20 protein-coding genes are annotated in these 23,993 nt (G+C 45.5%); 9 read left to right on the forward strand and 11 right to left on the reverse strand.

Annotation, left to right across the window (positions count from 1 at the left end; genetic code table 11):
• Positions 1 to 117: 117 nt before the first annotated feature.
• The 6 genes from lpdA to ampD form a co-directional block, all read right to left on the reverse strand.
• Complete coding sequence (gene lpdA, locus QME20_RS16475; protein ID WP_014950394.1) at positions 118 to 1,539, reverse strand: dihydrolipoyl dehydrogenase; 1,422 nt, start codon at positions 1,537 to 1,539, stop codon at positions 118 to 120.
• Positions 1,540 to 1,671: 132 nt separating this feature from the next.
• On the reverse strand, positions 1,672 to 3,723 hold the full coding sequence (aceF, locus tag QME20_RS16480; RefSeq protein ID WP_281716269.1) for a pyruvate dehydrogenase complex dihydrolipoyllysine-residue acetyltransferase: 2,052 nt from the start codon (positions 3,721 to 3,723) through the stop codon (positions 1,672 to 1,674).
• Between the two features lie 21 nt (positions 3,724 to 3,744).
• Positions 3,745 to 6,420 (reverse strand): pyruvate dehydrogenase (acetyl-transferring), homodimeric type, encoded by a 2,676-nt coding sequence (aceE, locus tag QME20_RS16485; RefSeq protein WP_239218153.1) that lies wholly within the window; start codon positions 6,418 to 6,420, stop codon positions 3,745 to 3,747.
• Positions 6,421 to 6,631: 211 nt separating this feature from the next.
• On the reverse strand, positions 6,632 to 7,378 hold the full coding sequence (gene pdhR / locus QME20_RS16490; RefSeq protein WP_014950397.1) for a pyruvate dehydrogenase complex transcriptional repressor PdhR: 747 nt from the start codon (positions 7,376 to 7,378) through the stop codon (positions 6,632 to 6,634).
• Positions 7,379 to 7,743: 365 nt separating this feature from the next.
• Positions 7,744 to 8,646: a beta-lactamase regulator AmpE gene (ampE, locus tag QME20_RS16495; protein ID WP_278344526.1), complete on the reverse strand. Its 903-nt coding sequence runs from the start codon at positions 8,644 to 8,646 to the stop codon at positions 7,744 to 7,746.
• Between the two features lie 42 nt (positions 8,647 to 8,688).
• Entirely contained in the window at positions 8,689 to 9,228 is a 540-nt protein-coding gene (gene ampD, locus QME20_RS16500) for a 1,6-anhydro-N-acetylmuramyl-L-alanine amidase AmpD (protein ID WP_075176912.1), read from the reverse strand.
• Positions 9,229 to 9,411: 183 nt separating this feature from the next.
• On the opposite strand from ampD, the gene QME20_RS16505 reads away from it, so the two are divergent.
• The 9 genes from QME20_RS16505 to QME20_RS16545 all read left to right on the forward strand — a co-directional run bounded on the left by QME20_RS16505 (position 9,412) and on the right by QME20_RS16545 (position 17,120).
• Positions 9,412 to 9,930: a TIGR02281 family clan AA aspartic protease gene (locus QME20_RS16505; protein ID WP_014950400.1), complete on the forward strand. Its 519-nt coding sequence runs from the start codon at positions 9,412 to 9,414 to the stop codon at positions 9,928 to 9,930.
• A 32-nt stretch (positions 9,931 to 9,962) separates the two neighbouring features.
• Entirely contained in the window at positions 9,963 to 10,817 is an 855-nt protein-coding gene (nadC, locus tag QME20_RS16510; protein ID WP_131138172.1) for a carboxylating nicotinate-nucleotide diphosphorylase, read from the forward strand.
• A 569-nt stretch (positions 10,818 to 11,386) separates the two neighbouring features.
• Positions 11,387 to 11,812, forward strand: a complete 426-nt coding sequence (locus QME20_RS16515) for a prepilin-type N-terminal cleavage/methylation domain-containing protein (RefSeq protein ID WP_281716270.1) — start codon at positions 11,387 to 11,389, stop codon at positions 11,810 to 11,812.
• A 71-nt stretch (positions 11,813 to 11,883) separates the two neighbouring features.
• A complete protein-coding gene (locus tag QME20_RS16520) occupies positions 11,884 to 13,092 on the forward strand; it encodes a type II secretion system F family protein (RefSeq protein WP_281716271.1) in 1,209 nt (402 codons plus the stop codon).
• Positions 13,093 to 13,144: 52 nt separating this feature from the next.
• A complete protein-coding gene (locus QME20_RS16525) occupies positions 13,145 to 14,038 on the forward strand; it encodes an A24 family peptidase (RefSeq protein ID WP_281716272.1) in 894 nt (297 codons plus the stop codon).
• Between the two features lie 20 nt (positions 14,039 to 14,058).
• The gene (gene coaE / locus QME20_RS16530) at positions 14,059 to 14,670 is read left to right on the forward strand and encodes a dephospho-CoA kinase (RefSeq protein WP_281716273.1); all 612 of its coding nucleotides are present in this window, start codon (positions 14,059 to 14,061) and stop codon (positions 14,668 to 14,670) included.
• Between the two features lie 243 nt (positions 14,671 to 14,913).
• Positions 14,914 to 15,666: a cell division protein ZapD gene (gene zapD, locus QME20_RS16535; protein ID WP_281716274.1), complete on the forward strand. Its 753-nt coding sequence runs from the start codon at positions 14,914 to 14,916 to the stop codon at positions 15,664 to 15,666.
• A gap of 133 nt (positions 15,667 to 15,799) precedes the next feature.
• The gene (yacG, locus tag QME20_RS16540; protein ID WP_014950407.1) at positions 15,800 to 16,027 is read left to right on the forward strand and encodes a DNA gyrase inhibitor YacG; all 228 of its coding nucleotides are present in this window, start codon (positions 15,800 to 15,802) and stop codon (positions 16,025 to 16,027) included.
• Positions 16,028 to 16,247: 220 nt separating this feature from the next.
• Positions 16,248 to 17,120 carry an aspartoacylase gene (locus QME20_RS16545; protein WP_281716275.1) on the forward strand — a complete coding sequence of 291 codons (873 nt, stop codon included), beginning with the start codon at positions 16,248 to 16,250 and terminating at the stop codon, positions 17,118 to 17,120.
• Between the two features lie 119 nt (positions 17,121 to 17,239).
• Here the strand turns inward: QME20_RS16545 and mutT are convergent, their stop codons facing one another.
• The 5 genes from mutT to ftsZ all read right to left on the reverse strand — a co-directional run bounded on the left by mutT (position 17,240) and on the right by ftsZ (position 23,891).
• Entirely contained in the window at positions 17,240 to 17,623 is a 384-nt protein-coding gene (gene mutT, locus QME20_RS16550; RefSeq protein WP_049586068.1) for an 8-oxo-dGTP diphosphatase MutT, read from the reverse strand.
• On the reverse strand, positions 17,623 to 20,331 hold the full coding sequence (gene secA, locus QME20_RS16555) for a preprotein translocase subunit SecA (RefSeq protein WP_014980040.1): 2,709 nt from the start codon (positions 20,329 to 20,331) through the stop codon (positions 17,623 to 17,625). Before secA ends, mutT begins: the two co-directional genes overlap by 1 nt.
• Before the next feature lie 181 nt (positions 20,332 to 20,512).
• Complete coding sequence (locus QME20_RS16560; protein WP_278711813.1) at positions 20,513 to 21,391, reverse strand: M23 family metallopeptidase; 879 nt, start codon at positions 21,389 to 21,391, stop codon at positions 20,513 to 20,515.
• Between the two features lie 207 nt (positions 21,392 to 21,598).
• Complete coding sequence (gene lpxC, locus QME20_RS16565) at positions 21,599 to 22,510, reverse strand: UDP-3-O-acyl-N-acetylglucosamine deacetylase (RefSeq protein WP_014980041.1); 912 nt, start codon at positions 22,508 to 22,510, stop codon at positions 21,599 to 21,601.
• A 214-nt stretch (positions 22,511 to 22,724) separates the two neighbouring features.
• On the reverse strand, positions 22,725 to 23,891 hold the full coding sequence (gene ftsZ, locus QME20_RS16570; RefSeq protein WP_014980042.1) for a cell division protein FtsZ: 1,167 nt from the start codon (positions 23,889 to 23,891) through the stop codon (positions 22,725 to 22,727).
• Between the last annotated feature and the right edge of the window lie 102 nt (positions 23,892 to 23,993).

The following is a 23,993-nucleotide window of genomic DNA, read 5'->3' on the forward strand; positions in this document are numbered from 1 at the left end:
GCCTGAGTCCGATACAATATCGAAATCAGACCTTGGTTGCCGCTTAGAAATGAGTCCAACTTAATGGGGTCACTTCACAATGAGCGGTTTTTTCGTAGTTCGAACAAAGAAGCTAATTTACTTCTTTTTCTTCGCTTTCGGGTTTGGCAGGTCAGTAATACTTCCTTCGAAGATTTCAGACGCAAGACCAATTGATTCGTTAAGCGTTGGGTGAGCGTGGATAGTCAATGCTACGTCTTCAGCGTCAGCACCCATCTCAATAGCTAGGCCGATTTCGCCAAGCATTTCGCCCGCGTTGGTACCTACCATAGCACCACCGATTACGCGGCCCGTTTCTTTTTCGAAAATCATCTTAGTCATACCGTTAGTTGCATCAGATGCAATTGCACGGCCTGAAGCAGCCCATGGGAACGTTGCTGTTTCATAGCTTACGCCCTGCTCTTTCGCTTCTTTTTCAGTTAGACCAACCCAAGCAACTTCTGGCTCAGTGTACGCTACTGAAGGAATAGCACGTGGGTCGAAGTAATGCTTCTGTCCAGCAATAACTTCTGCTGCAACGTGACCTTCGTGAACCGCTTTGTGCGCAAGCATTGGCTGACCTACAAGGTCACCGATTGCGAAGATGTGGTCAACGTTAGTACGCATTTGCTTATCAACGTTGATGAAGCCACGCTCGTCAACGTTTACGCCAGCTGCATCTGCGCCAACTAGCTTACCATTTGGCTTACGACCAACAGCAACAAGTACTTTGTCGTAGCGCACTGGCTCAGCAGGTGCGTTCTTACCTTCAAATGTTACGTACAAGCCATCGTCTTTTGCTTCAACCGCAGTCACTTTGGTTTCAAGCATGATGTTAAACTTGTCTTTGTAGTCTTTCATGAACACTTTCATGATGTCTTTGTCAGCTGCTGGAATTAGCTGATCTAAGAATTCAACTACATCAATGTTCGAGCCAAGTGCTTCGTACACAGTACCCATTTCTAGACCGATGATACCACCGCCTAGTACTAGCATTTTCTCTGGAATGTCTTTCATTTCCAGTGCGCCAGTTGAGTCGATTACACGATCATCTTCTGGGATGAACGGTAGGCTTACTGGCTCAGAACCCGCAGCGATAATCGCTTTCTCGAAAGTAATGGTAGTAACGTCGTCACCATTTTTTACTTCTAGGGTGTTTGCGCCTGTAAATTTACCGAAGCCTTGTACATGCTTGGTTTTACGCATTTTAGACATACCGCTAAGGCCATTTGTTAATTGCTTAACAACGCCGTCTTTGTATTCGCGGATTTTATCTAAATCGATGGTAGGCTCGCCAAACGATACACCGTGACTAGCAAGGTGCTTCGCTTCTTTCATCACTTTAGCAACGTGAAGAAGGGCTTTTGAAGGGATACAGCCAACGTTAAGACAAACACCACCAAGCGTGTCGCGAGAGTCTACGATAACTGTTTCAATACCTAAGTCAGCCGCACGGAATGCTGCTGAATAACCGCCAGGGCCGCCGCCCAGTACCACCAATTGCGTTTTAATTTCGCTCATTGTGAACCTCAATCCTGTTCTTGTAGGGTCATGCTATTACTTTTGTGTAATAGCATAACCTAAATGCCACCAAATGGGCTTATAAAATCGTCGAAAATGTTACTGATATTGTAAACTTTTTCGACCTTTTATTTAAAGTATGATTCTGCGTAAGTCAGTTAGGTTTGCAGCAACCTCAGTAGAGAATCTTGCACCTACCGCACCATCGATGACTCGGTGGTCGTATGACAGGCTTAGCGGCACCATTAAGCGCGGCTCAAACTCTTTACCATTCCACTTAGGCTTCATCTCAGACTTAGACACACCTAATATGGCGACTTCTGGTGCATTTACAATAGGCGTAAACGCCGTGCCACCAATACCACCTAGACTAGAGATAGTGAACGTTCCACCCTGCATGTCAGCCGCTTTAAGCTTGCCTTCACGGGCTTTCTTAGATGTTTCAATAAGCTCTTGAGACAGCTGCTCAATACCTTTCTTATTCACGTCACGAATAACAGGTACAACAAGGCCTCCCGGTGTTTCAACCGCAATACCAATGTTGATAAACTTCTTAATGATTAAGCTCTCGCCGTCGTCAGACAGTGATGAGTTGAATACTTCGTATTTCTCAAGCGCTTTCGCTACCGCTTTCATAACGAATACTAGTGGTGTGATCTTAAGACCAGACTTAATTTTCGCGTGGTAAGCGTTTTGCTCTTTACGGAATTCTTCAACTTCAGTGATATCTGCTTCGTCGAACTGCGTAACGTGCGGGATAGTCGCCCAGTTACGGTGTAAGAACGGTCCAGAGATCTTTTGAATTCGAGAAAGCTTTTGTTCTTCAATCTCGCCAAACTTGCTGTGATCAACAGGCTTAACCGGAACGATTTGAAGTACGCTGTCGCCCACAGGAGCACTGCCTGAAGCTGCTGCTGTGCGAGGTTTCGCAAGCTCAGCTTTCACATAGGCTTGAACGTCTTCTTTCAAGATACGGTTTTTAGGACCAGAGCCGTTAACTTGAGTAAGGTCTACACCAAACTCACGAGCAATACGGCGAACCGAAGGAGAAGCATGTGCTTTACCTGTATTCTTGGCTTCTGGCGCTGGAGGCACAGGAGAGCGACCTTGCGAGGCTTCCTGCTGTGACGCTTGTTGAGTCTCGTCTTGCTGTGAGTCTTGTTTAGTCTCTTCTTGCTTAGGCGCTTCAGCAGGCTTTTCAGCTGCACTTGAAGACGAGCCACCGCTGGTCTCAAGCTTAACAACCAAGGTGCCTTGCTTAACTTTGTCACCCGCTTTGATAAAGACTTCTTTAATCGTACCTGCATGTGTTGACGGCACATCCATGGTCGCTTTATCAGTTTCTAGCGTAATTAGGCCGTCTTCTTTTTCAACGGTATCGCCAGCTGATACAAGTACGTCGATAACGTCAACTTCACCGTCTTCACCAATATCTGGTACAGCAACTTCGATAGTCTCGCTACCTGCAGACGCCGCTGGCGCTGATTCTTGCTTTGCACTTTCTGGCGCAGCCGGTGCAGATGCTTCAGAAGAAGCATCGCTAGACGCCGATTCACTTGAAGACGAGCCTGAGCCCGCTACTTCCAGCTTGATCACTACCGTACCTTCTTTCACTTTATCGCCAGTACTGATGAATACTTCTTTCACCGTACCTGCGTGTGTTGAAGGAACGTCCATGGTTGCTTTATCGGTTTCAAGGGTAATTAGCCCATCTTCTTTTTCAATGGTGTCGCCCACTGAAACCAATACGTCGATTACGTCTACTTCGTCGTCAGAACCGATATCCGGTACTGCAACTTCAATTACTTCGCTGCTGCCAGACGCAGCTGGCGCTGCTTCTGACTTGCTTTCGTCTTTTGGTGCTTCTTCTTGCTTAGGTGCATCTTCTTTAGAAGATTCATCTGAAGCGTTTTCTTCAGACGCGCCTTTATCGGCACTGTCACCATTGGCAACTTTCATTTCACCAATCACATCGCCTTCTTTGATTTTATCGCCTACTGATACAGTCAGGCTTACAATCTCACCTTCAAACGGTGCTGGGATGTCCATTGACGCCTTGTCACTTTCAACAGTAACAACGCCTTCATCAGCCTCAATGTTGTCGCCTACGGCAACACATAGCTCGATAACTTCAACTTCGTCACCGCCTACGTCGGGTACGATAATCTTTTGAATATCTGACATATGTAAAATACCTTATCTGGCTTACGCGTAAAGTGGGTTAAGTTTTTCAGCGTTAATTTCAAAACGCTTAATGGCTTCTGCTACCACTTTCTTCTCAACGTCACCGCGCTGAGCCAATTCGTAAAGTGATGCCACCACAATGTATGACGCATTAACTTCAAAGTGAGTACGCAAGTTTTCACGGCTATCGCTTCGACCGAAACCGTCTGTACCTAGGCAGCGGTATTCAGTTTCGATGAACGCACGTACTTGGTCTGAGTAGTTCTTCACATAGTCAGTGGCAGAAATCGCAGGACCTGCGTCTTTCGTAATTACCTGACCAATGTAAGGTACTTTTTGCTCAGCTTCCGGGTTTAGCATGTTCCAGCGTGCTACGTCTTGGCCTTCACGCGCTAGCTCGTTGAACGAGGTCACTGAGTAAACGTCAGAAGATACGTTGTAGTCTTCGCATAGTATCTGGGCCGCTTTACGCACTTCGTTCAAGATAGTACCTGAGCCCATCAGCTGTACGTTAAGCTTAGACTTGTCGTTTTCAACACGCTCAAGCTTGTAGATACCTTTAATGATCTGCTCAGCAACATCATCACCTTCTGGCATTGCAGGGTGCTGATAGTTCTCGTTCATCAACGTTAGGTAATAGAAGATATTTTCATTGTTACCGTACATGCGACGTAGACCGTCTTGAACGATAACTGCTACTTCGTAACCATACGTTGGGTCGTAAGTAATACAGTTAGGAATTAGGTTCGCTTGAACATGTGAGTGGCCGTCTTGGTGCTGTAGACCTTCACCGTTAAGTGTGGTTCTACCCGCAGTTGCGCCTAAAAGGAAACCACGTGCTTGGCTATCGCCTGCCGCCCATGCAAGGTCACCAACACGTTGGAAACCAAACATTGAGTAGTAAATGTAGAACGGAATAGTGGTAGCGTTACACGTTGAGTAAGATGTACCCGACGCAACCCACGATGCCATTGCACCTAGCTCGTTAATACCTTCTTGTAATACCTGACCTTTCTTATCTTCGCGATAGTAAGCTACTTGGTCGGCATCTTGCGGTACGTATTTCTGGCCTTCATTGGCGTAAATACCTACCTGACGGAACAAGCCTTCCATACCAAATGTACGGGCTTCATCAGGAATAATTGGCACAATACGCTTACCAATTTTCTTATCTTTCAATAGCGCGTTAAGTACACGTACGAACGTCATGGTTGACGATACTTGACGGTCACCTGAACCTTTTAAGATGGCGTCGAATGCACTTAGCTCAGGAATTTCAAGCTGCTCTTCAGCCTGTTCACGGCGAGAAGGCAAGTAACCGCCTAGTGCTTCACGACGCTCACGAAGGTACTTCATTTCTTCGCTGTCTTCGTCGAACTTGAAGTATGGCAGGTCAGCAATTTTCTCGTCTGCTACAGGAATATTGAAACGATCGCGGAACGCTTTGATTGAATCAACGTCCATTTTCTTAACGTTGTGCGCTACGTTTTGTGCTTCGCCTGATGCACCTAGACCAAAACCTTTAACCGTTTTAGCAAGGATTACCGTTGGACGACCTTTCGTATCAATGGCTTTTTGGTAAGCCGCGAATACTTTAACTGGATCGTGACCACCACGGTTCAAGCGCCAGATGTCGTCGTCAGACATGTTCGCAACAAGTGCCGCTGTTTCAGGATACTTGTTGAAGAAGTTTTCACGGGTGTACTTGCCGCCTTTGGCTTTACAGTTCTGGTATTCACCGTCTACCGTTTCACCCATAAGCTGAATTAGCTTGCCAGATTTATCACGAGCTAATAGCTCATCCCAGTAGCTACCCCAAATAACTTTCACTACTTCCCAGCCAGCGCCGCGGAACGTACCTTCAAGTTCTTGGATAATTTTGCCGTTACCACGTACCGGGCCGTCTAGACGCTGAAGGTTACAGTTGATAACAAACGTTAGGTTGTCTAGGCCTTCACGAGAAGCAAGACCAATTGCACCCAAGCTCTCTGGTTCATCACACTCACCGTCACCCATGTAGCAGTAAACACGCTGACCTGAACAGTCTTTGATACCACGGTTAGTTAGGTACTTAAGGAAGCGCGCTGTGTAGATAGCTTGAAGTGGACCAAGACCCATAGATACGGTTGGGAATTGCCAGTAGTCTTTCATCAAGTGAGGGTGTGGGTAAGACGACAGACCATCGCCAGCACACTCTTGACGGAAGTTGTTTAACTGTTCTTCAGTTAAGTTGCCTTCCATATATGAGCGCGCATAAATACCTGGAGAAATATGGCCCTGAGCGAAAATAAAGTCGCCGCCTTGATTTTCGTTAGGCGCTTTGAAGAAGTGGTTAAAGCCAACATCGTAAAGCATAGCCGATGATGCGAAGCTACCAATGTGACCACCAAGCTCTAGGTCTTTCTTAGATGCACGCAATACAATCATCAATGCGTTCCAACGAATTGCCGCACGGATGCGCGCTTCGATGGTCAAGTCACCAGGCATTTTTGGCTCTTGCGCTGCTGGGATAGTATTGATGTAGGCAGTAGTTGCGTCATACGGTAGATGCGCTCCGCTGCGACGAGCTTTATCAATAAGTTTTTCGAGTAAATAGTGGGCGCGTTCTACGCCTTCCTCTTCTAAAACCGACTCAAGCGCATCAATCCACTCTTTAGTTTCTTGAGGATCTACATCTTGGTGCATCATATCAGACATGGTGCCATCCTATTTTTTGCTTATATAGAAAATCCTCCCTTAGCATTGCCTCTACTCTTAAAGGCGCTGAAAGAAGGAAAACTAAATTACGTTGTACTCACAGTGACCCAATCTGGCTCACCTGCTTTTGCAGTGGCACAGGAAAAACCTGACCGGCCTCTGCGAATGAATAGCTATCTAGCCCTTATCTTATAAAAGGTCAGACTAGTAACTAAATCTCTAATCGTCGCAATGCGCGCTGTACGCGGGTATCGCGTTGATTAATGGTTAATAGCGTTTTTTCAATAAACGCCAAATGCGTATTACATGCCTGACGCGCAGCTTCAGGGTCGCGAGAAGCAATGGCTTCTACAATTTCACGACGCTGCTTAGCAATGTCTTCCACCGCTTCAGGGTGCGCTGCCAGCATGTCAAAGTTTCGTTCAATATTGTCCACCAGCATGCTTTGCATGGTGCTCATTACGTGCAACAACACCATATTGTGTGATGCTCTTGCCATAATGATATAAAACTGTCCTAGCGCCTCAGCTTGGGCACGCTTGCTTTCGTGCGCTTTAGGCGTAGGTACGTCGTTCAGCGCTTGCTTCAATGCGTTGTAATCTTCAGGTTGACCACGAAGTGCCGCATAGTACGCCGCCATCCCTTCAAGCGCATGACGAAATTCAAGCAAATCAAATTGAGTTTCAGGACGCTGGCTAACTAAGTCCATTAGGGGGTCTGTCATGGCTGAGTTAAGGTTGCGGTTAACAAACGTACCGCCGCCTTGCTTACGTTCTACCAACCCACGTGCCTGTAAATTACCAATGGCTTCCCTAAGCGAAGGGCGCGATACATCAAATTCAAGCGCAAGCTCTCTCTCTGGCGGTAATTTCTGACCCGCCAATAACGTACCGTCGAGTATCATTGACTCGAGTTGCTCGGTAATCACATCAGAGAGTTTTTTTCGCTGCTGCCGCATGCGCGCTACGTATCCTTCTATTTAAGCCGTGCTCTATAACAATAGCGACGTTATAAGAGCGGTGAATGTAAAAAATAATCGTGGAATATTTAATCACAAACACAATTGGTAATACCATTTTACCTATCTAGTTTAAGGCAGATCGATTTCGAGGTAAATACTCACAAGCATAGCAAAGCATTTACCTTTTGCTGGGTGTTAAGCTTTATTGTTGAATTTGTTAAGAAAAATCAGTAACCGCAAACTGGTCTGATGAGGAAGGGAGAATGCAGTAATAGGGGCAAAGCGCCTGATCTACATACAATTAATAAATAGACCAAACGCCCTTCTAAGCCAAGTAGGCTAGTAAATGTTAAAAATAATGACTATGCAAGACTGCCTACAAGCGTGAGCGCTGATGTTATTACAAGAAGAAAAATAACATTACGTTTTGCTAACTTTACAAGCACCTTCGGTTCTATTGCTGCATTTTCAGCCTGCAACTGCTGTTCATCAGGCGTTAGAATCTCAGCTTTCGAAGAAATTTGTGTAAGCACATCGTATGCAGGTACATCGAACTGAAGTGCATACTTAATCCACTCAGGCAACGCTCGTGAGAAATGTCCCATCATCAGCATGCCAAAAGCGGTCACGCGAACAGGAATATAATCAAGCGCAAACATCAATCTTCCCGCAGCGGCTTTTAAAGGGTGATTTGCATCACACAATGCCTCGGTTGTGCTTCGGCTCAAGCTATAAAACAGCGCGCCAGGTGCACCAAAAGCAATAAACCACAGCATCACAGCGGCATAGTGTTGATAGTTAAGCCAGGTAAGGTGTTGGCCAAAAGTTTTGCCTTCTGTACCCGCACTTCCGTCACTGTCTGATTGACTTGCACAATGCCCTAATTGGTCGGTGTACATACTGCACGCCTGAAGGTCACCTCGGTCAGCAGCATTCAAAAAACTCTTGTAGACGGCTCGCAATGCAGGGCAGCCAATACAGATGAACAAAATTATGCTTTGCTCTATAAACGTAAGAAATGCGCCAAGTACCCAGTATTCAATTGCTCCCAGCACTACAGCGGGAAGTAAAAGAAAGAAATAAAGTGCTGTGGATGAGGCCTTTTTACTCCCCTCCTCACCTTCATTTCCTTCTTGAAACTTAATCAACCCTTTATCTTGAAGAAAAGCACGATATTGAGCGGCATACTTTTCAATATGCCAATTAGGTGTTTTTGTTATCAACCGCTCGAGGCTGAGAACTAATAGCAAGCTCATTAACATCATAGGTATTGAGTTTCCTTTTTTCTGCAGTGCGGATTAGTTAAATTATTTAAACCCAGCAACGCGCATTCTATATCTTGCCCAATCGAAAGATGCACCAGGGTCAGTTTTTCGCCCTGGTGCTATATCATTATGGCCTACGATACGCCCTAAAGTGATCCGAGGATAGTATCTCGTAATAAAATCAGTGAGTTCGCCAAGGGCTTGGTACTGTGCATCGGTGTAATGCAACGTATCAGTACCTTCAAGTTCAATACCTATAGCATAGTCGTTACAGCGGCTGCGGCCTTGAAATGAAGACAGGCCCGCGTGCCATGCCCGCTGTTCAAAGGGCACAAATTGCTCTATTTCACCCGTTCGATAAATTACACAATGAGCAGAGACCCGTAACCCAGCAATTTCTCTATAGAAAGGATGTTCATCAGGATTGAGGGTTCCGGTAAACAATTGGCGAATGCCCGGCGTACCAAACTGTGAAGGAGGTAGTGAAATATTGTGTATCACTAACAGGCTAACGTCTGCGCTGTCAGGACGGGCATCATAATGCGGACTTGCTGTGTACTTTGCTTCGTTGTAAAGCACCATAGTATTTGCTTCGATAATTGATTTTCTGCGTTATAGCCTACATTGTATATGGATATAAGTGTATAGGGCTATACATTGCATTCTAATAAGCTAATCAGCACGTTAGTCCTTTGCTTAAGAGATTACGCCGAGTATTTAGCAATACGAAAAGCGGTGCACCGCTATTATAAGAAAGGTAGAAGCATGAATGAACAACAAGACCCGACAGCGTCGACGGGTAAATGGATGGTTGCGCTTGCTTGGATTTGCGGTTTTGGTCTACTGGTTTTTGTTTTCTCAGATCTTCTAGAAAAACAAATTAACCCAAATAGCGAACCAACATCAGAGCGTATTGGTTCACAAACCGAAGTCCGACTTAAGCAAAATCGCCAAGGTCACTATGTGACAACAGGTTATATTAATGGTGAGGAAGTCGTATTTCTTGTTGATACAGGTGCAACTGACGTGGCCGTTCCCGCTCATTTGGCTAACAAGCTTCAACTCAAAGCGGGTCGAGAAGGGTTAGCCAGCACAGCTAACGGCGTGGTAAGAGTCGCCGAATCGACCATTGAAACTTTGCGCATTGGTGAAATTGTGGTGCGCGATGTAAAAGCAAACTTAAACCCCGGTATGCAAGATGACCATATATTGCTGGGAATGAGTGTTCTTCGCCAATTAGAGTTTACTCAGCGCGGAGAATGGTTAATATTGCGTACCCTTTAAATACACAGATAGCATAGATCATAGCGATGAAGATGACATCACCAGACATGCAAGCGATTCGAGAGCAAGTATCGAACGCGCTTATTGAAGATCTTGGCGGCGAATTAATTGCTGCAAACGACATTACGGCGAACCTGATAGATGAAAGCGTCAATGCAAAAGCCACTATTATTACGCGAGAGCCTTGCGTGGTTTGTGGAATCGCATGGGCAAATCAAGCATTTGCACTAATCGACGAGTCGGTGTCGCTAACGTGGCATGTAAAAGATGGTGACAAAGTTGATGCCAACACCGTACTGGTTAGTTTGGAAGGCTCTGCTCGCGCGATATTGACGGCAGAACGTACGGCGCTTAACTTCCTACAAACCCTGTCGGCAACCGCCACTGTTACTGCCTTTTACGCTAAGTATTTAGATGGCTCCAACACTAAAATTCTCGATACCCGCAAAACGTTGCCAGGTTTGCGGCACGCACAGAAATACGCGGTGCGTTGTGGTGGTGGTCAAAACCATCGTGTGGGTTTGTTCGATGCATTCTTAATTAAGGAAAACCACATATTTTCTTGCGGAAACATCGAAAAAGCCGTAAGCCGAGCGAAAACAATGATGCCGGGCAAGCCCGTTGAAGTAGAAGTAGAGAACTTAACCGAGCTTGAACAAGCCCTTAGTGCAGGTGCCGACATTGTCATGCTGGATAATTTTTCTAACGAACAGATCCAACAGGCAGTGGCGCTCAACAAAGGTCAATGTAAACTGGAAGTATCAGGAAACATTACTGATGAACGACTGGCGTCTCTCGCTAAGCTAGGCGTAGATTACATTTCATCTGGAGCTTTAACCAAGCACGTTCAGGCCATTGATTTGTCGCTGCGCATTAATTTGTCATAGCAGAGCAAGAAAGATAAAGAGCCAAATTAAAAGCTGTAAAGGTGGATTTAACATTAGGTAAGCGAATGTGTTGCTTATCCCCTTGTACTTCCACCTTTATAACGCGGCTTCTTTTTTGCACGTGTTTTATTATAAAGATACAGTGTTTCAGTGAAATTTACGTTATCGCAATTATCACTTCCCTATACTGTGGCTTTAATTACTGAGACCTTAATGGTTGAGGTTGCACAGTGATTTTAAATCACCGAGTAGATGTATAATTTACAATACGATTACTCGTCATTCTGTTCAGTCATTTCTCGATAATGCTTTTTGTGTATAGATAGACATACGCACTTAAGTCATTAACTTTTATACGAAAGTTCAAGTGATAAAGCCTGCCAAGGCGCGGCGAACCGTGTCATACTGAAAAAGCTAGACATAGGTATATTTGCCTATACTTGTCAGTAACAAATAAAATTCTATACTGAGTATCAAGTACCAGGGGCGTTAAATGGACGACTCGGGTATAAACGTCAATTTGAATTAGATTTAAACTTTACGTGTTATACACGTCCCGGAGAAAAACCATGATGAACATGAATACTAAAAACCAAAAAGGTTTCACCCTAATCGAACTAATGATTGTTGTTGCAATCATCGGTATCCTTGCCGCAATCGCACTTCCTGCTTACCAAAACTACACGCAAAAAGCGAAGTTTACTGAAGTGACCAATGCTACGGCTGCTGCGAAGACTGCAGTTGAGATTTGTGCGCAGACTACCGGCACGCTTACTGGCTGTTCAGGTAACTCAAACGGTATTCCTACTGATGTAACAGCTGCTGGTAGTGTTGTAGGTGTTGCTACTGCCGACGGTGTTATCACTGCAACTGCGTCGCCTGACTCAGGTATCGAAGACAATTCTGGCAACGCGGCAACATATGAGTTAGAGCCTGACCTAACTGACGGTCGCGTTACTTGGGATGCAACATGTACTCCTGCAACACTTTGCTAACAAGGTAAATGCATAGAAAAAGCCCGGTCTACACTGGGCTTTTTTGTTTCAATTTTTAAAGGCATACGGTAATGGCAAAGGCAGCTACTATATTCACTTGGCAAGGAAAGGATCGTCACGGCCAAGCTCGTAAAGGCGAAATTGCCGCAACATCACTCTCAGAAGCAAAAAACCTGCTTCGACGCCAAGGCATTTCTGCCAATAAGGTTAAAAAGCTCGCTAAACCTTTGTTTGGTGGTGCACAGAAGATAAAGCCTGCCGACATCTCTGTCATTTCTCGTCAAATCGCCACCATGCTTGCCGCTGGAGTGACACTTATTCAGTCCTTGGATATGATTGCGCAGGGACATGCCAACTCGTCGATGCGGAAACTTTTAGGCGAAATTACCGATGAGGTTAAATCAGGTAACCCGCTCTCATCGGCCCTTAGAAAGCACCCCCTTTATTTCGACGATCTATATTGCGACTTGGTTTACACCGGTGAACAGTCGGGTGCACTTGAAACCATTTACGACAGAATTGCGACTTATAAAGAAAAGGCCGAAGCACTAAAATCAAAAATCAAAAAAGCAATGTTTTACCCCATTGCGGTTTTGGTTGTTGCTTTTATTGTTACAACTATTCTACTTATTTTCGTTGTGCCGCAGTTTGAGGAAATTTTTAGTAGCTTTGGGGCTGAACTCCCCGCCTTCACCCAGTTCGTATTGGCTATTTCCCGATTCGTGCAAGACTACGGTATTTTCATTGCTATAGGTATTGGTGGTGCGGGCTTTATGTTTATGCGCACCTATAAGCGAAGCCAAAAGCTGCGTGATACTGTAGACCGCAACATTTTAAAAATTCCCGTTATTGGCGAAATACTGAAAAAAGCCAGCATTGCGCGCTTTACCCGAACCTTAGCCACGACCTTTGCAGCAGGTGTGCCGCTCATTGGCGCACTTGAATCCGCCGCAGGTGCATCGGGCAACGCAGTATACCGCGAAGCCATTTTATACATGCGTAAAGAAGTGGCGGGCGGTATGCCAATGCATGTTGCGATGCGCGCTACACAAGTATTCCCTGACATGGTGACGCAGATGATTGCCATTGGTGAGGAGTCGGGCGCGGTTGATGAAATGCTCAGCAAAATTGCCACCATATATGAAGCTGAAGTCGATGATATGGTAGACGGTTTAACTAGCCTACTAGAACCAATGATCATGGCCGTACTTGGCGTGGTAATCGGCGGCTTGATTGTAGCTATGTACCTCCCTATATTCCAGATGGGTAACGTGGTATAACGTGGCTCAGCACCAAAAGAACGAAAATCAACAATTATAAGAACCACATACCATGGACGCGATAATTACGCTTAGTCAGCTTTACCCTGCTGTATTCTATTCCCTAGTCTTTTTTGTAAGTTTAATGGTTGGCAGTTTCTTGAACGTGGTGATTTACCGCTTGCCTATTATGATGGAACGCAGCTGGCAGCAAGAGTACCAAAGCTATTTTAGCGAGGGTGAGCCGACACCTCACGATAAAAACTCATCAGCGTCAGAAGAAGTATTTAACCTTGTAAAACCAGACAGCACATGCCCTAGCTGCGGCCACAAGATTCGCGCATGGGAAAATATTCCTGTTATTAGCTACCTGTTCCTTAAAGGTAAATGCGCTAAATGCAAAGTTGGAATATCAGTTCGATACCCGCTGGTTGAATTGTTTACTGCTTTAGCCTGTACGTTTGCGGCCTATCAATTTGGTGTCACATCGCAAGCACTATGGGCCGTATTGTTTACTTACATACTCGTTGCTCTGCTGTTTATTGACTTAGATAAGATGCTATTACCTGACCAGTTGACACTGCCTCTACTGTGGTTGGGGTTACTGTTGAGCACGCAACACATTTTTGTAGACACCACCGACGCTATTATTGGCGCAGCGGCGGGTTATTTAAGTTTATGGTCTGTGTATTGGCTATTTAAACTTGCCACTGGCAAAGAAGGCATGGGCTATGGCGATTTCAAGCTGCTCGCCGCACTTGGCGCTTATACGGGCTGGCAAGGTTTGCCCATTATTATTTTGCTCTCTTCGTTTGTAGGTGCAATTGCAGGCATACTCATAATGGTGATTCAAAACAAAGGCAAGTCGTTGGCAATTCCTTTTGGTCCCTATCTCGCAGTGGCGGGTTGGCTGACAGTGCTTTTTAAAGATGCCATTATTACCACCTACCTTGATTACGTACTTTAGTTAGAAGGTGCCGCGGCATTATGAATAAGCAGACCCCCTTTGTAGTAGGCCTTACTGGCGGGATAGGTAGCGGTAAATCTGCTGCCACTGATATTTTTGCGTCGTTTGGCATAGACATCGTGGATGCCGACGAGGTCGCAAGAGATGTGGTTGCCGTGGGCTCACAAGGGTTGCTTCAAATAGCTGAGCATTTTGGCGAGCATATTTTGCTTGAAGACGGTAGCCTTGATCGCGCCGCACTTCGAGAGAAGGTTTTTGCTAACCCAGATGAAAAAACCTGGCTGAACAGACTTCTCCACCCGCTTATTCGTTCTCGCATGCAACAGCTAATCATGGAATCGACTTCCCCCTATTGCATATTGTCTGTTCCACTATTGGTTGAAAACAAGCTTACTGAAATGTGTAACCACGTAGTAGTGGTTGACTGCCCTGAAGTGCTTCAGCTTGAACGCGCCTTAAAGCGAGATGGTAGCTCTGAAGCAACGATAAAAAGTATTATGGCGTCACAAGCAAGCCGTAAAGAACGGCTGAGCGCTGCAGACCATGTATTAGACAATAGCACCAGCTTAAACGCCCTCTCTTCGCAAGTTTCGACCTTGCATGAACACTTACTTTTGCTATCTAAAGCGTGAAGTTGATAGACGAAGTTAACGCAAAAACACATCCCTAATAACTAAATTCACTATCTAAAAGCAGGGCGTTACAGCCTTACGGATTGATTTTTGAAACTTTTTTGACCAATTAACGTCAAAGTAAAGATTTGGCGAACAAGTATACTTGGCTTAAACGCTTTGATGCTTTAGGCTTGTTGCCTTTCACTGTTCAGCTAAATTTTTAGCGACATTTCTCTAAGTCTATGTGTTTTAAGGGGTTCCATGGGTCACGCTGTTTTCGAATTTCCACTAAAGGAAAAAGTACGTAACTATTTACGTGTTGAGCAGCTGCTTGGACAACTTAAGATTACGGCTAAATCAGAACATACTCATCTGCAGCTGGTGTTCTTTGAACAGCTTTTCGAATTACTTGATCTCATTGAAAGACTGGATCTTCGCTCCGATCTTACCAAAGACCTCGAAGCCCATGAAAATAACTTGGTTTATTGGTCTAAGCACCCGAAAATTGACAGCGCCGCCTTAGAGCAAGCGCTAAAAACCGTGCTTACCCTAAAACAAAAGCTAAAAACGGACCGCCGTTTTGGTAGTGCTTTGAAAGAAGATAAACTGCTTAGCGCAATCAGGCAGCGCTTTGCCATTCCAGGTGGCGCGTGTAGCTTCGATTTGCCCAATCTTCATTTTTGGTTACAACAACCCCTTGAACAACGCCTCGCTGAAATAGCGCAATGGCTTGAAACGTTAGCCTTACTCGATGATGCTATTGCTGTTAGTCTGTCGTTCATTCGCGAACGAGGTCAATTTGTCAATGTGGTTGCTGACAACGGTTTTTATCAAGGCGCTGCAGAAGATAAAAACGAGTTAATTCGCGTTAAATGTAGTGTTGATGAAGGGTATTACCCTACGCTTAGCGGCAACAAATACCGTTACGCACTCCGCTTCATGCTATTTTCTCCTCAAGAGGGCCAATCTGGCGCAGTGGAAAGCAGTATTCAGTTTCGTTTAGCTGCCTGTTAAACTTAAGACCTGTTGATGTTTGATGTACCGCAAAGATCAGCAGGCCCGAGTCTTTAATTTATTATTTCCCGTCTGCGGTAGTGATAGCAAATCGCAAACTTCGCCGTTTAGACGTATTTCACTGGAGTAAATAATGGAAGTGAAATGTCCTATTTGTGCCAAGCAGGTTGTTTGGGCACCAACAAGCGAATATCGCCCTTTTTGCAGTAAAAAATGCCAACTTATCGATTTAGGTGAATGGGCCGCTGAAGACAGAAAAATAGCCGGCAAGCCTGCAGAAGACGCAACGCCCAAGCATATCGATGTTGAAGAGATAGAGGCGATGCTAGCACAGCAATCAGATGACTTCTTTAAGCACTAATACGCGATGTCTTTCCCGCACAATTTGGCAAACATCAGTATTTAGGTAAATTCCACTAAGACGTATTCTCGTACAAAGCGCAGTGGTGTAGTATCGGTTTACTTGATTTCCAAGTCGTGGGTAGATGCGCAGACAGCGAACGTATTAATTCATCACAATATTACTCAATAGCTCGCTGCGCAGCCTTCCTCATCCTCAACCTATACAAAAAGGAACATGAATGTTTAATTCTATCGCGCTTGTTGGTGGTACTCATGGAAATGAAACCAGTGGTATTCAGCTTATTCGAAACTGGCAACAGTTTGGGCTACCTTCGCGATTTAATGAGCTAAATGTTTCGTTAAGCATCGCCAATGGAGCGGCCATTGCGGCAAACGTTCGTTTCGTAGACGAAGACTTAAACCGTCAGTTTACCTTTGAAGGCTTATCGAATAACAATTCTGCGAAAGAAGCTGAGCTTGCTAAGGCTCTTAACCAACAGTTAGGGCCTAAGGGTGATTCGAACACAGATTTTGTGATTGATATTCACAACACCACCAGCGAAATGGGTGCTACGCTTATCATTTTGGAAGCGGATGAATTTCATATTCAGCTGGCGCGATACGTAAAGCAACAAATGCCAGAAGCCAACATTTTGGTAGAAGACGAAAAGCCCTACCTTGAACATGGTTACCTGTGCACCACTGGTAAGAAAGGTGTAATGATAGAAGTGGGTGGGCAGCCACAGGGCGTGTTAAGAGAAGATGTTTACCTTCTAACACAAACCATGGCTGAAGCAATATTGGATTTTTGTGCCGCGTATAATAAAGGGCAAATTAATACTGACGCTTTGCCTGCTTGTGAAGCTTTTCGTTTAGGCGATAATGTGTCTTTTCCGTTAGATGCTAATGGAAAACGTACCGCCATGATCCATCATTCACTGCAAGATAACGATTTCAAACCTCTCATGCCTGGGGCACCGGTATTTCGAACGTTTGACGGCAAAGATATCCTATGGGAAAACGAAACTGAAACCTACCCGCACTTTATTAATGAAGCCGCTTATTTCAAACTGGATGTAGCGTTTGCCACCGCTGAACGAATAACCTTGTAGGTGTAACTCCGAAAGGGTATATCTTGAGCGTTCTTAATTTTCCAATCTAACGCAAAGAAATGGCTAAAAATAGAACTGCTCTAAAAGAAAACAGCCACTTTAAGATGTGGCCGTTTTTATTATTTTTGCAATGCGCTAATAATGGGTATATTCGCTTCAGGAAAGTCAGAAGCGTTTAGTGACGTTACCTTGACCCACCGCGACTGTTGGCCTTCTTTGCCGTGCGGCTCGCCGGTAAAATCACACACGCGATGAACATCTAGTTTCACTTGCTTGTCGCCGTAATCATGGGTGATCACAATCACAGGCTCGCTGCGGTTCACAATAATCCCAACTTCTTCAGCAAGCTCTCGCTTAAGCGCCTGTAGAACGGTTTCACCCTCTTCCACTTTACCGCCAGGAAATTCCCATTTTCCGCCCTGATGAACATTGTCAGGGCGAAGAGTAATGAATATTTCATCGCCGCGGGCGATAACGCCCACAGCAACATGTACTACTTTCATTACTTGAGCTTGCCGTGACACTGCTTATACTTTTTACCAGAGCCACAAGGACATGGGTCATTACGGCCCACTTTCGCACCTTCGCGAACTTGCGTACGTACTTTGTCACTTGCCTCTTCTGGCGTTGCGTTCGCTTCTTCGTGCTCGAAGTTCTTTGGCACATCGTCAGCTTGACGACGTTGTTCTTCTACTTTTTGCACGTCTTCTTCAGCTTGTACTTTTACACGCGCAAGAATAGTGATCACTTCAACTTTAAGCGCTTCTAACATTTGTGAGAACAAAGCAAACGACTCACGCTTGTATTCTTGCTTAGGATTTTTCTGCGCATAGCCGCGTAAATGAATACCTTGGCGCAGGTGATCCATTGCCGCCAAATGCTCTTTCCAATGGCTGTCTAGGTTTTGAAGCATTACCGCTTTTTCAAACTGACGCAGTACCTGCTCGCCCACTACCGCTTCTTTCTGCTTATAAGCATCAACGACTTCGCCAAGAATGCGCTCGCGAAGCTTCTCTTCGTAAAGTTTGTCGTCATTTTCAAGCCAGGTCTTGATTGGCAAGTCTACGGCGAAATCGGCACGCATGCGCTCTTCAAGTCCGCTTACATCCCACATTTCTTCTAGAGACTGTGGCGGAATGTACTCATCGACAACACTTGAAATAACGTCTTCACGAATAGCCGCGATAGTCTCGCTGATATCGCCTTCATCAAGCAGCTCATTGCGCTGCTCGTAGATGACTTTACGCTGGTCGTTGGCCACATCATCGTATTCAAGCAACTGCTTACGAATGTCGAAGTTACGACCTTCTACTTTGCGCTGTGCATTCTCGATGGCGCGAGTTACCCACGGATGCTCAATGGCTTCACCACGCTCCATACCTAAACGCTTCATCATGTTGCCCATTTTTTCAGAGGCAAAGATACGCATAAGTGCGTCGTCTAATGAAAGGTAGAAACGGCTTGAACCCGGGTCACCCTGACGGCCCGAACGACCGCGAAGCTGGTTATCAATACGGCGAGACTCGTGACGCTCTGTACCAATAATGTGTAAACCACCTGAGGCAAGCACAGCGTCATGGCTTTCTTTCCATTCGGCTTTGATCTTCTCGATTTGCGCTTCAGTTGGATTTTCAATCTTTTCTACTTCTGCCTGCCAGTTACCACCTAACACGATATCGGTACCACGACCTGCCATGTTAGTCGCAATCGTAACCGCGCCTGGCTTACCAGCCTGAGCGACGATATCTGCTTCGTGTTCGTGGAACTTAGCGTTAAGCACTTTATGAGGAATTTTCGACTTCTTAAGAATGCGAGAAATGAGTTCTGAATTCTCGATAGACACAGTGCCCACAAGCGTAGGTTGACCGCGTTTAACGCACTCTTTAATGTCTTCAACAATGGCTTCGTATTTTTCTTCTGCCGTTAGGTAGATGAGGTCAGCCATATCTTTACGCTGCATAGGACGGTTTGTTGGGATAACTACCGTTTCTAAGCCGTAAATATGGTTAAATTCGAAGGCTTCTGTATCTGCTGTACCTGTCATACCCGCAAGCTTGTTATACAAGCGGAAATAATTCTGGAAGGTAATTGACGCAAGGGTTTGGTTTTCGTTTTGAATACGAACCCCTTCTTTCGCTTCTACAGCTTGGTGTAAACCTTCAGACCAGCGACGGCCTTCCATCGTACGACCCGTATGCTCGTCAACAATAACGATTTGGTCTTCTTTAACGATGTAGTCTACGTCTTTAGCAAACAACTTGTGTGCACGAAGCGCAGCGTTAATATGATGAAGCAGTGAAATATTACCTGCAGCAAACAGCGACTCGCCTTCAGGCAGCATGCCCTCTTGTTGAAGAATTTCCTCAACGTGAATTTGACCGCGCTCGGTAAGATGAATTTGTTTTGCCTTAAGGTCAATCGTGTAGTCACCATCGCCCTCTTGGCCTTCTTCATCCTCTTTTTCTTGCTGAACAAGTTTAGGAATAATGGTGTTGATGCGGCGATACAGCTCTGAGCTATCTTCGGCCTGACCAGAAATAATAAGTGGTGTACGGGCTTCGTCGATAAGAATTGAGTCAACTTCATCCACTACCGCATAGTTAAGCGGGCGCTGTACGCGGTCTTGTGGGCTAAATGCCATATTGTCACGAAGGTAGTCAAAACCAAATTCGTTGTTCGTACCATAGGTTACGTCAGCTTGATAAGCTTCACGCTTTTGCTGCGGCGACATACCAGGCACGTTACAGCCCACACGCATACCTAGGTAAGTAAATAACTGATTACTCCACTCAGCATCACGGCGAGCAAGGTAATCATTCACAGTAACAACGTGAACCCCTTTGCCAGACAAAGCATTAAGGTAAGTTGGCAAGGTAGCAGTAAGCGTCTTACCTTCACCCGTGCGCATTTCTGAAATTTTACCTTGGTGAAGTACTTGACCACCTAGCATCTGAACGTCGAAGTGACGCATGCCGTATACGCGTTTACTTGCTTCACGCACAGTAGCGAAGGCTTCTACAAGAATATCGTCAAGGGTTTCACCCTTTTCAATACGCGCTTTAAATTCGTCTGTCTTAGCCTTTAGCGCCTCATCGGAAAGCTTTTCAAATTCTGCTTCCAGTGCATTGATGGCATCTACGTTTTTGCGTAATTTTTTTAATAGTCGGTCGTTTCTACTACCGAATACTTTTCGAAGGATGCTTGAAAACATTAGCTTTATTATTCCACTACTTGTCGAGGCGCCGCACAATGTGCACAGCTAAATTAAACGTATAAAACACAACGGTAACCACGTTGTGTTTTGCGATGTTCTAAAATTATGCTTCTTCGTTTTAGATGACTTTTAATTAATAAAGGCACCGTCTACGAGAATTACCTGGCTGCTACCTATGCTACTTTTTGTAGACAAAAGGCAGAGGATCGACTTGTTTTCCGTTTCTTATTACTTCGTAGTGAACATGAACGCCAGTTGAGCGCCCCGTATTGCCCATTTTAGCGATAGGTTCCCCTTTGGTTACCACGTCGCCGATTGAGACAGTAAGGGTGTCGTTATGCCCATAGCGGGTAACAAAACCATCACCGTGATCAATTTCTACAAGTTGGCCATAGCCGTAGCGATCACCCGCCCAGGTCACAATACCTGCAGCAGTTGCCACTACGTTTTCCCCTGCCTTACCAGCGAAATCTAGCCCTTTGTGCATAGTTGGTTCGCCGGTAAACGGGTCGGCCCGCATACCATAATAAGAAGACAACCACCCTGACTCTATCGGACGACCAGATAATTGGCTCTGTTCGTGGATATGGTGACCCCTGACCAAACTTTCAAGCATAGACAACTGTTGAGACTTCAAATCGAGTGATTGCTCTAGTTTGGCTATTTCGTGAAGGATGGGATCGTCTTGAAGGTTATCCGGTATCGATACCGGTACGAAAGCGTCCAGGTCAGCCGCTGACATACCTAATTCTGTTGCGATTTGCTTACCTTTCTCGTCTAGCAATGTAGCCTGCGCAGATAACTCTGCGACGTGAGAAAGCAAAGCTTGTAATTTGACCGTTGTTTGCTGTTTTAACGCGTCAACGTCTTTTTGTCGCTCGTTGACTTCAGTCTGCGCCAAACGAACTCGTGCAATATCTTCTGATACCGATTCTGTTGAACGGCTCGACACTAGCATAAAAATAGACGAGAGCACGGTTGCGCTCACAAGCGTACGGACACTAATACTGTGCCTATAGCGTTTATTTTTACCAGCGAGTGTAATTGTTAGTTTCATACCACGAAGAAAATTGCTGTTTCACGCCACTCTTTTCATACCACTTCATACAACGATGAATGTGTTTTTAGCCAAAGGCGACAACCTTTAAGCGATAGTTTTTTGTCACATGGGTGAAATTTATATTAATTATTCGGCTACTGTATCATTTATTTCAGTAAATGCCATACGAAAAAAAGCCGCCCGTAAGGCGGCTTTTTAAAATTCTTACGCTAATGCGGGCTGAGCATAACGAATTGGTGCTGTTTCCTGCGAGTCGTAGGTCACGAACTCCCAACACTCTTTTTGCGCAAGTACTGCATTTAATAGCTTGTTATTCAGACCATGGCCTGTTTTGTACGCACGCAATTCACCAATTAGACTGTGTCCGCCAAGGTATAAGTCACCAATAGCATCCAAAATCTTATGCTTTAAGAACTCATCGTCGTAGCGCAACCCTTCAGGATTGAGTACGCGGAATTCGTCCAACGCCACTGCGTTTTCCATACTGCCACCCAACGCTAGGTTGTTAGCATTCATGTACTCTAAGTCGCGCATAAAACCGAAAGTGCGTGCACGGCTAACTTCGCTTACATATGAGCATGAATCAAAATCCATCACCATATGCTGACGAGTTTGACTGATCACAGGATGATCAAAGTCAATTTGGAAATCAACGCGGAAACCATCATAAGGCACTAATTCGGCCCACTTATCGCCATCTTCTACACGAACTGGCTTTTTAATACGAATAAATTGCTTAGGCGCGTTTAGCTCTTCGATACCGGCAGATTGAAGCAAAAATACGAACGGGCTAGCACTTCCGTCCATAATTGGCAGCTCGTTACTGTCTACTTCAACAATAATATTGTCGATACCTAAACCTGCAAGCGCAGACGCTAAGTGTTCTACCGTTTGGATAGTCACACCGTCCTCGTTATTCAGGCACGTACACAGCATGGTATTACCTACCGCGTTCGCACGCGAAGGTATGTCAACATGTGGTTCAAGGTCAACACGCCTAAACACGATACCCGTGTTTGCTGGCGCAGGTCGGAGAGTCATTGTGACCTTTTCCCCTTTATGAAGCCCAATTCCGGTCTCTTGTACCGATTGCTTGATTGTACGTTGTCTAATCATCTGCTTAAGCTTTTACCTATTAAAAAAAGCGGGCGCGAATTATAGTGAGTTATTACTCACATGTCAAAAAACACCCGTTCTGACGGATTTAACTCTGTCAGATTACGTATTTAATCAACCTATCCACGCGAAATTTTTCACGTTGTGTAAATACACCTTACTAGGTGAGACATCACAAACGCGAAATAATTCCCTTCCGTTTCAGGCAGCTAAATTAGTCTGCCTGCTTACGAAGAAATGCAGGAATATCTAAATATTCCAAATCATTTTCTGGCTGTGCACTGTCGTCGGCCTTCAGCGCCTGATTGCCCTCTGTACCGCCTACTGCAGAACGTGGTTCACTTGATTGCGTGTTACCGTATTCTTTTGCAGGCTGTGTTAGACGAGAGCCTTCAGAGCTTACTAGCGAAATGTCAGGCTTGCGCTCTGCGCCAATACCGGTTGCAACAACCGTTACGCGAAGCTCGTCTGTCATTTCCATATCGATCACTGTACCCACAACCACTGTGGCATTCTCTGAGGCAAACGCTTTAACGGCGTTACCAACAGTCTCAAACTCGTCGATGGCGAAATCTGGACCCGCAGTGATATTCACAAGAATACCGCGCGCGCCTGACAAATCGATATCTTCAAGAAGCGGGCTGGCAATCGCGGCTTCAGCAGCTTCTTCAGCACGGTCTGGACCGCTTGCAGCGCCACTACCCATCATCGCTTTACCCATCTCAGACATAACGGTACGTACGTCTGCGAAGTCAACGTTGATTAGACCAGGACGGGTAATCAGTTCAGCAATACCTTGAACTGCACCACGTAATACGTCATTTGCAGCGCTAAACGCTTGAAGAAGCGGCGTGCCTGGCCCCATTACTTTTAACAACTTTTCATTAGGAATGGTAATTAGCGAGTCAACGTTGTTAGACAACTCAACAATGCCCTGTTCCGCAAACGAGGTGCGTTTCTTACCTTCAAATGGGAATGGCTTAGTAACTACCGCTACCGTAAGGATGCCCATTTCGCGAGCAATCTTTGCCACTTCTGGCGCTGCGCCCGTTCCTGTACCACCGCCCATACCGGCAGTGATGAAAACCATATCTGCACCGTCTAGCGCCTGACGAATGGTTTCTCTGTCTTCTTGTGCTGCTTCTCGGCCAATGTTCGGATCGGCGCCCGCACCTAACCCTTTTGTTACACTTGAGCCAATTTGAAGTGTAACGTCTGCACTTGAGCTGCGAAGCACCTGTGCATCGGTGTTAACTGCAATAAATTCTACGCCTTCAATGCTTTGAGACACCATGTGCTCAACGGCATTGCCGCCGCCGCCACCGACACCGATGACTTTGATTACGGCTTCTTCGCCGTGACTATCCATTAATTCGAACATACTTACTCTCCGGTTGTACGTCTTTTAAACACTACGCCAGGTCATTCCCTTAGGCTAATTGCTTCCTGCTAGCCTTGATGCCGTAGCTATAGCGCCCCCAAA

This window comes from Alteromonas sp. CyTr2 (genome assembly GCF_947311905.1).
In the GTDB taxonomy this organism is placed as follows: Bacteria; Pseudomonadota; Gammaproteobacteria; order Enterobacterales; family Alteromonadaceae; genus Alteromonas; species Alteromonas macleodii.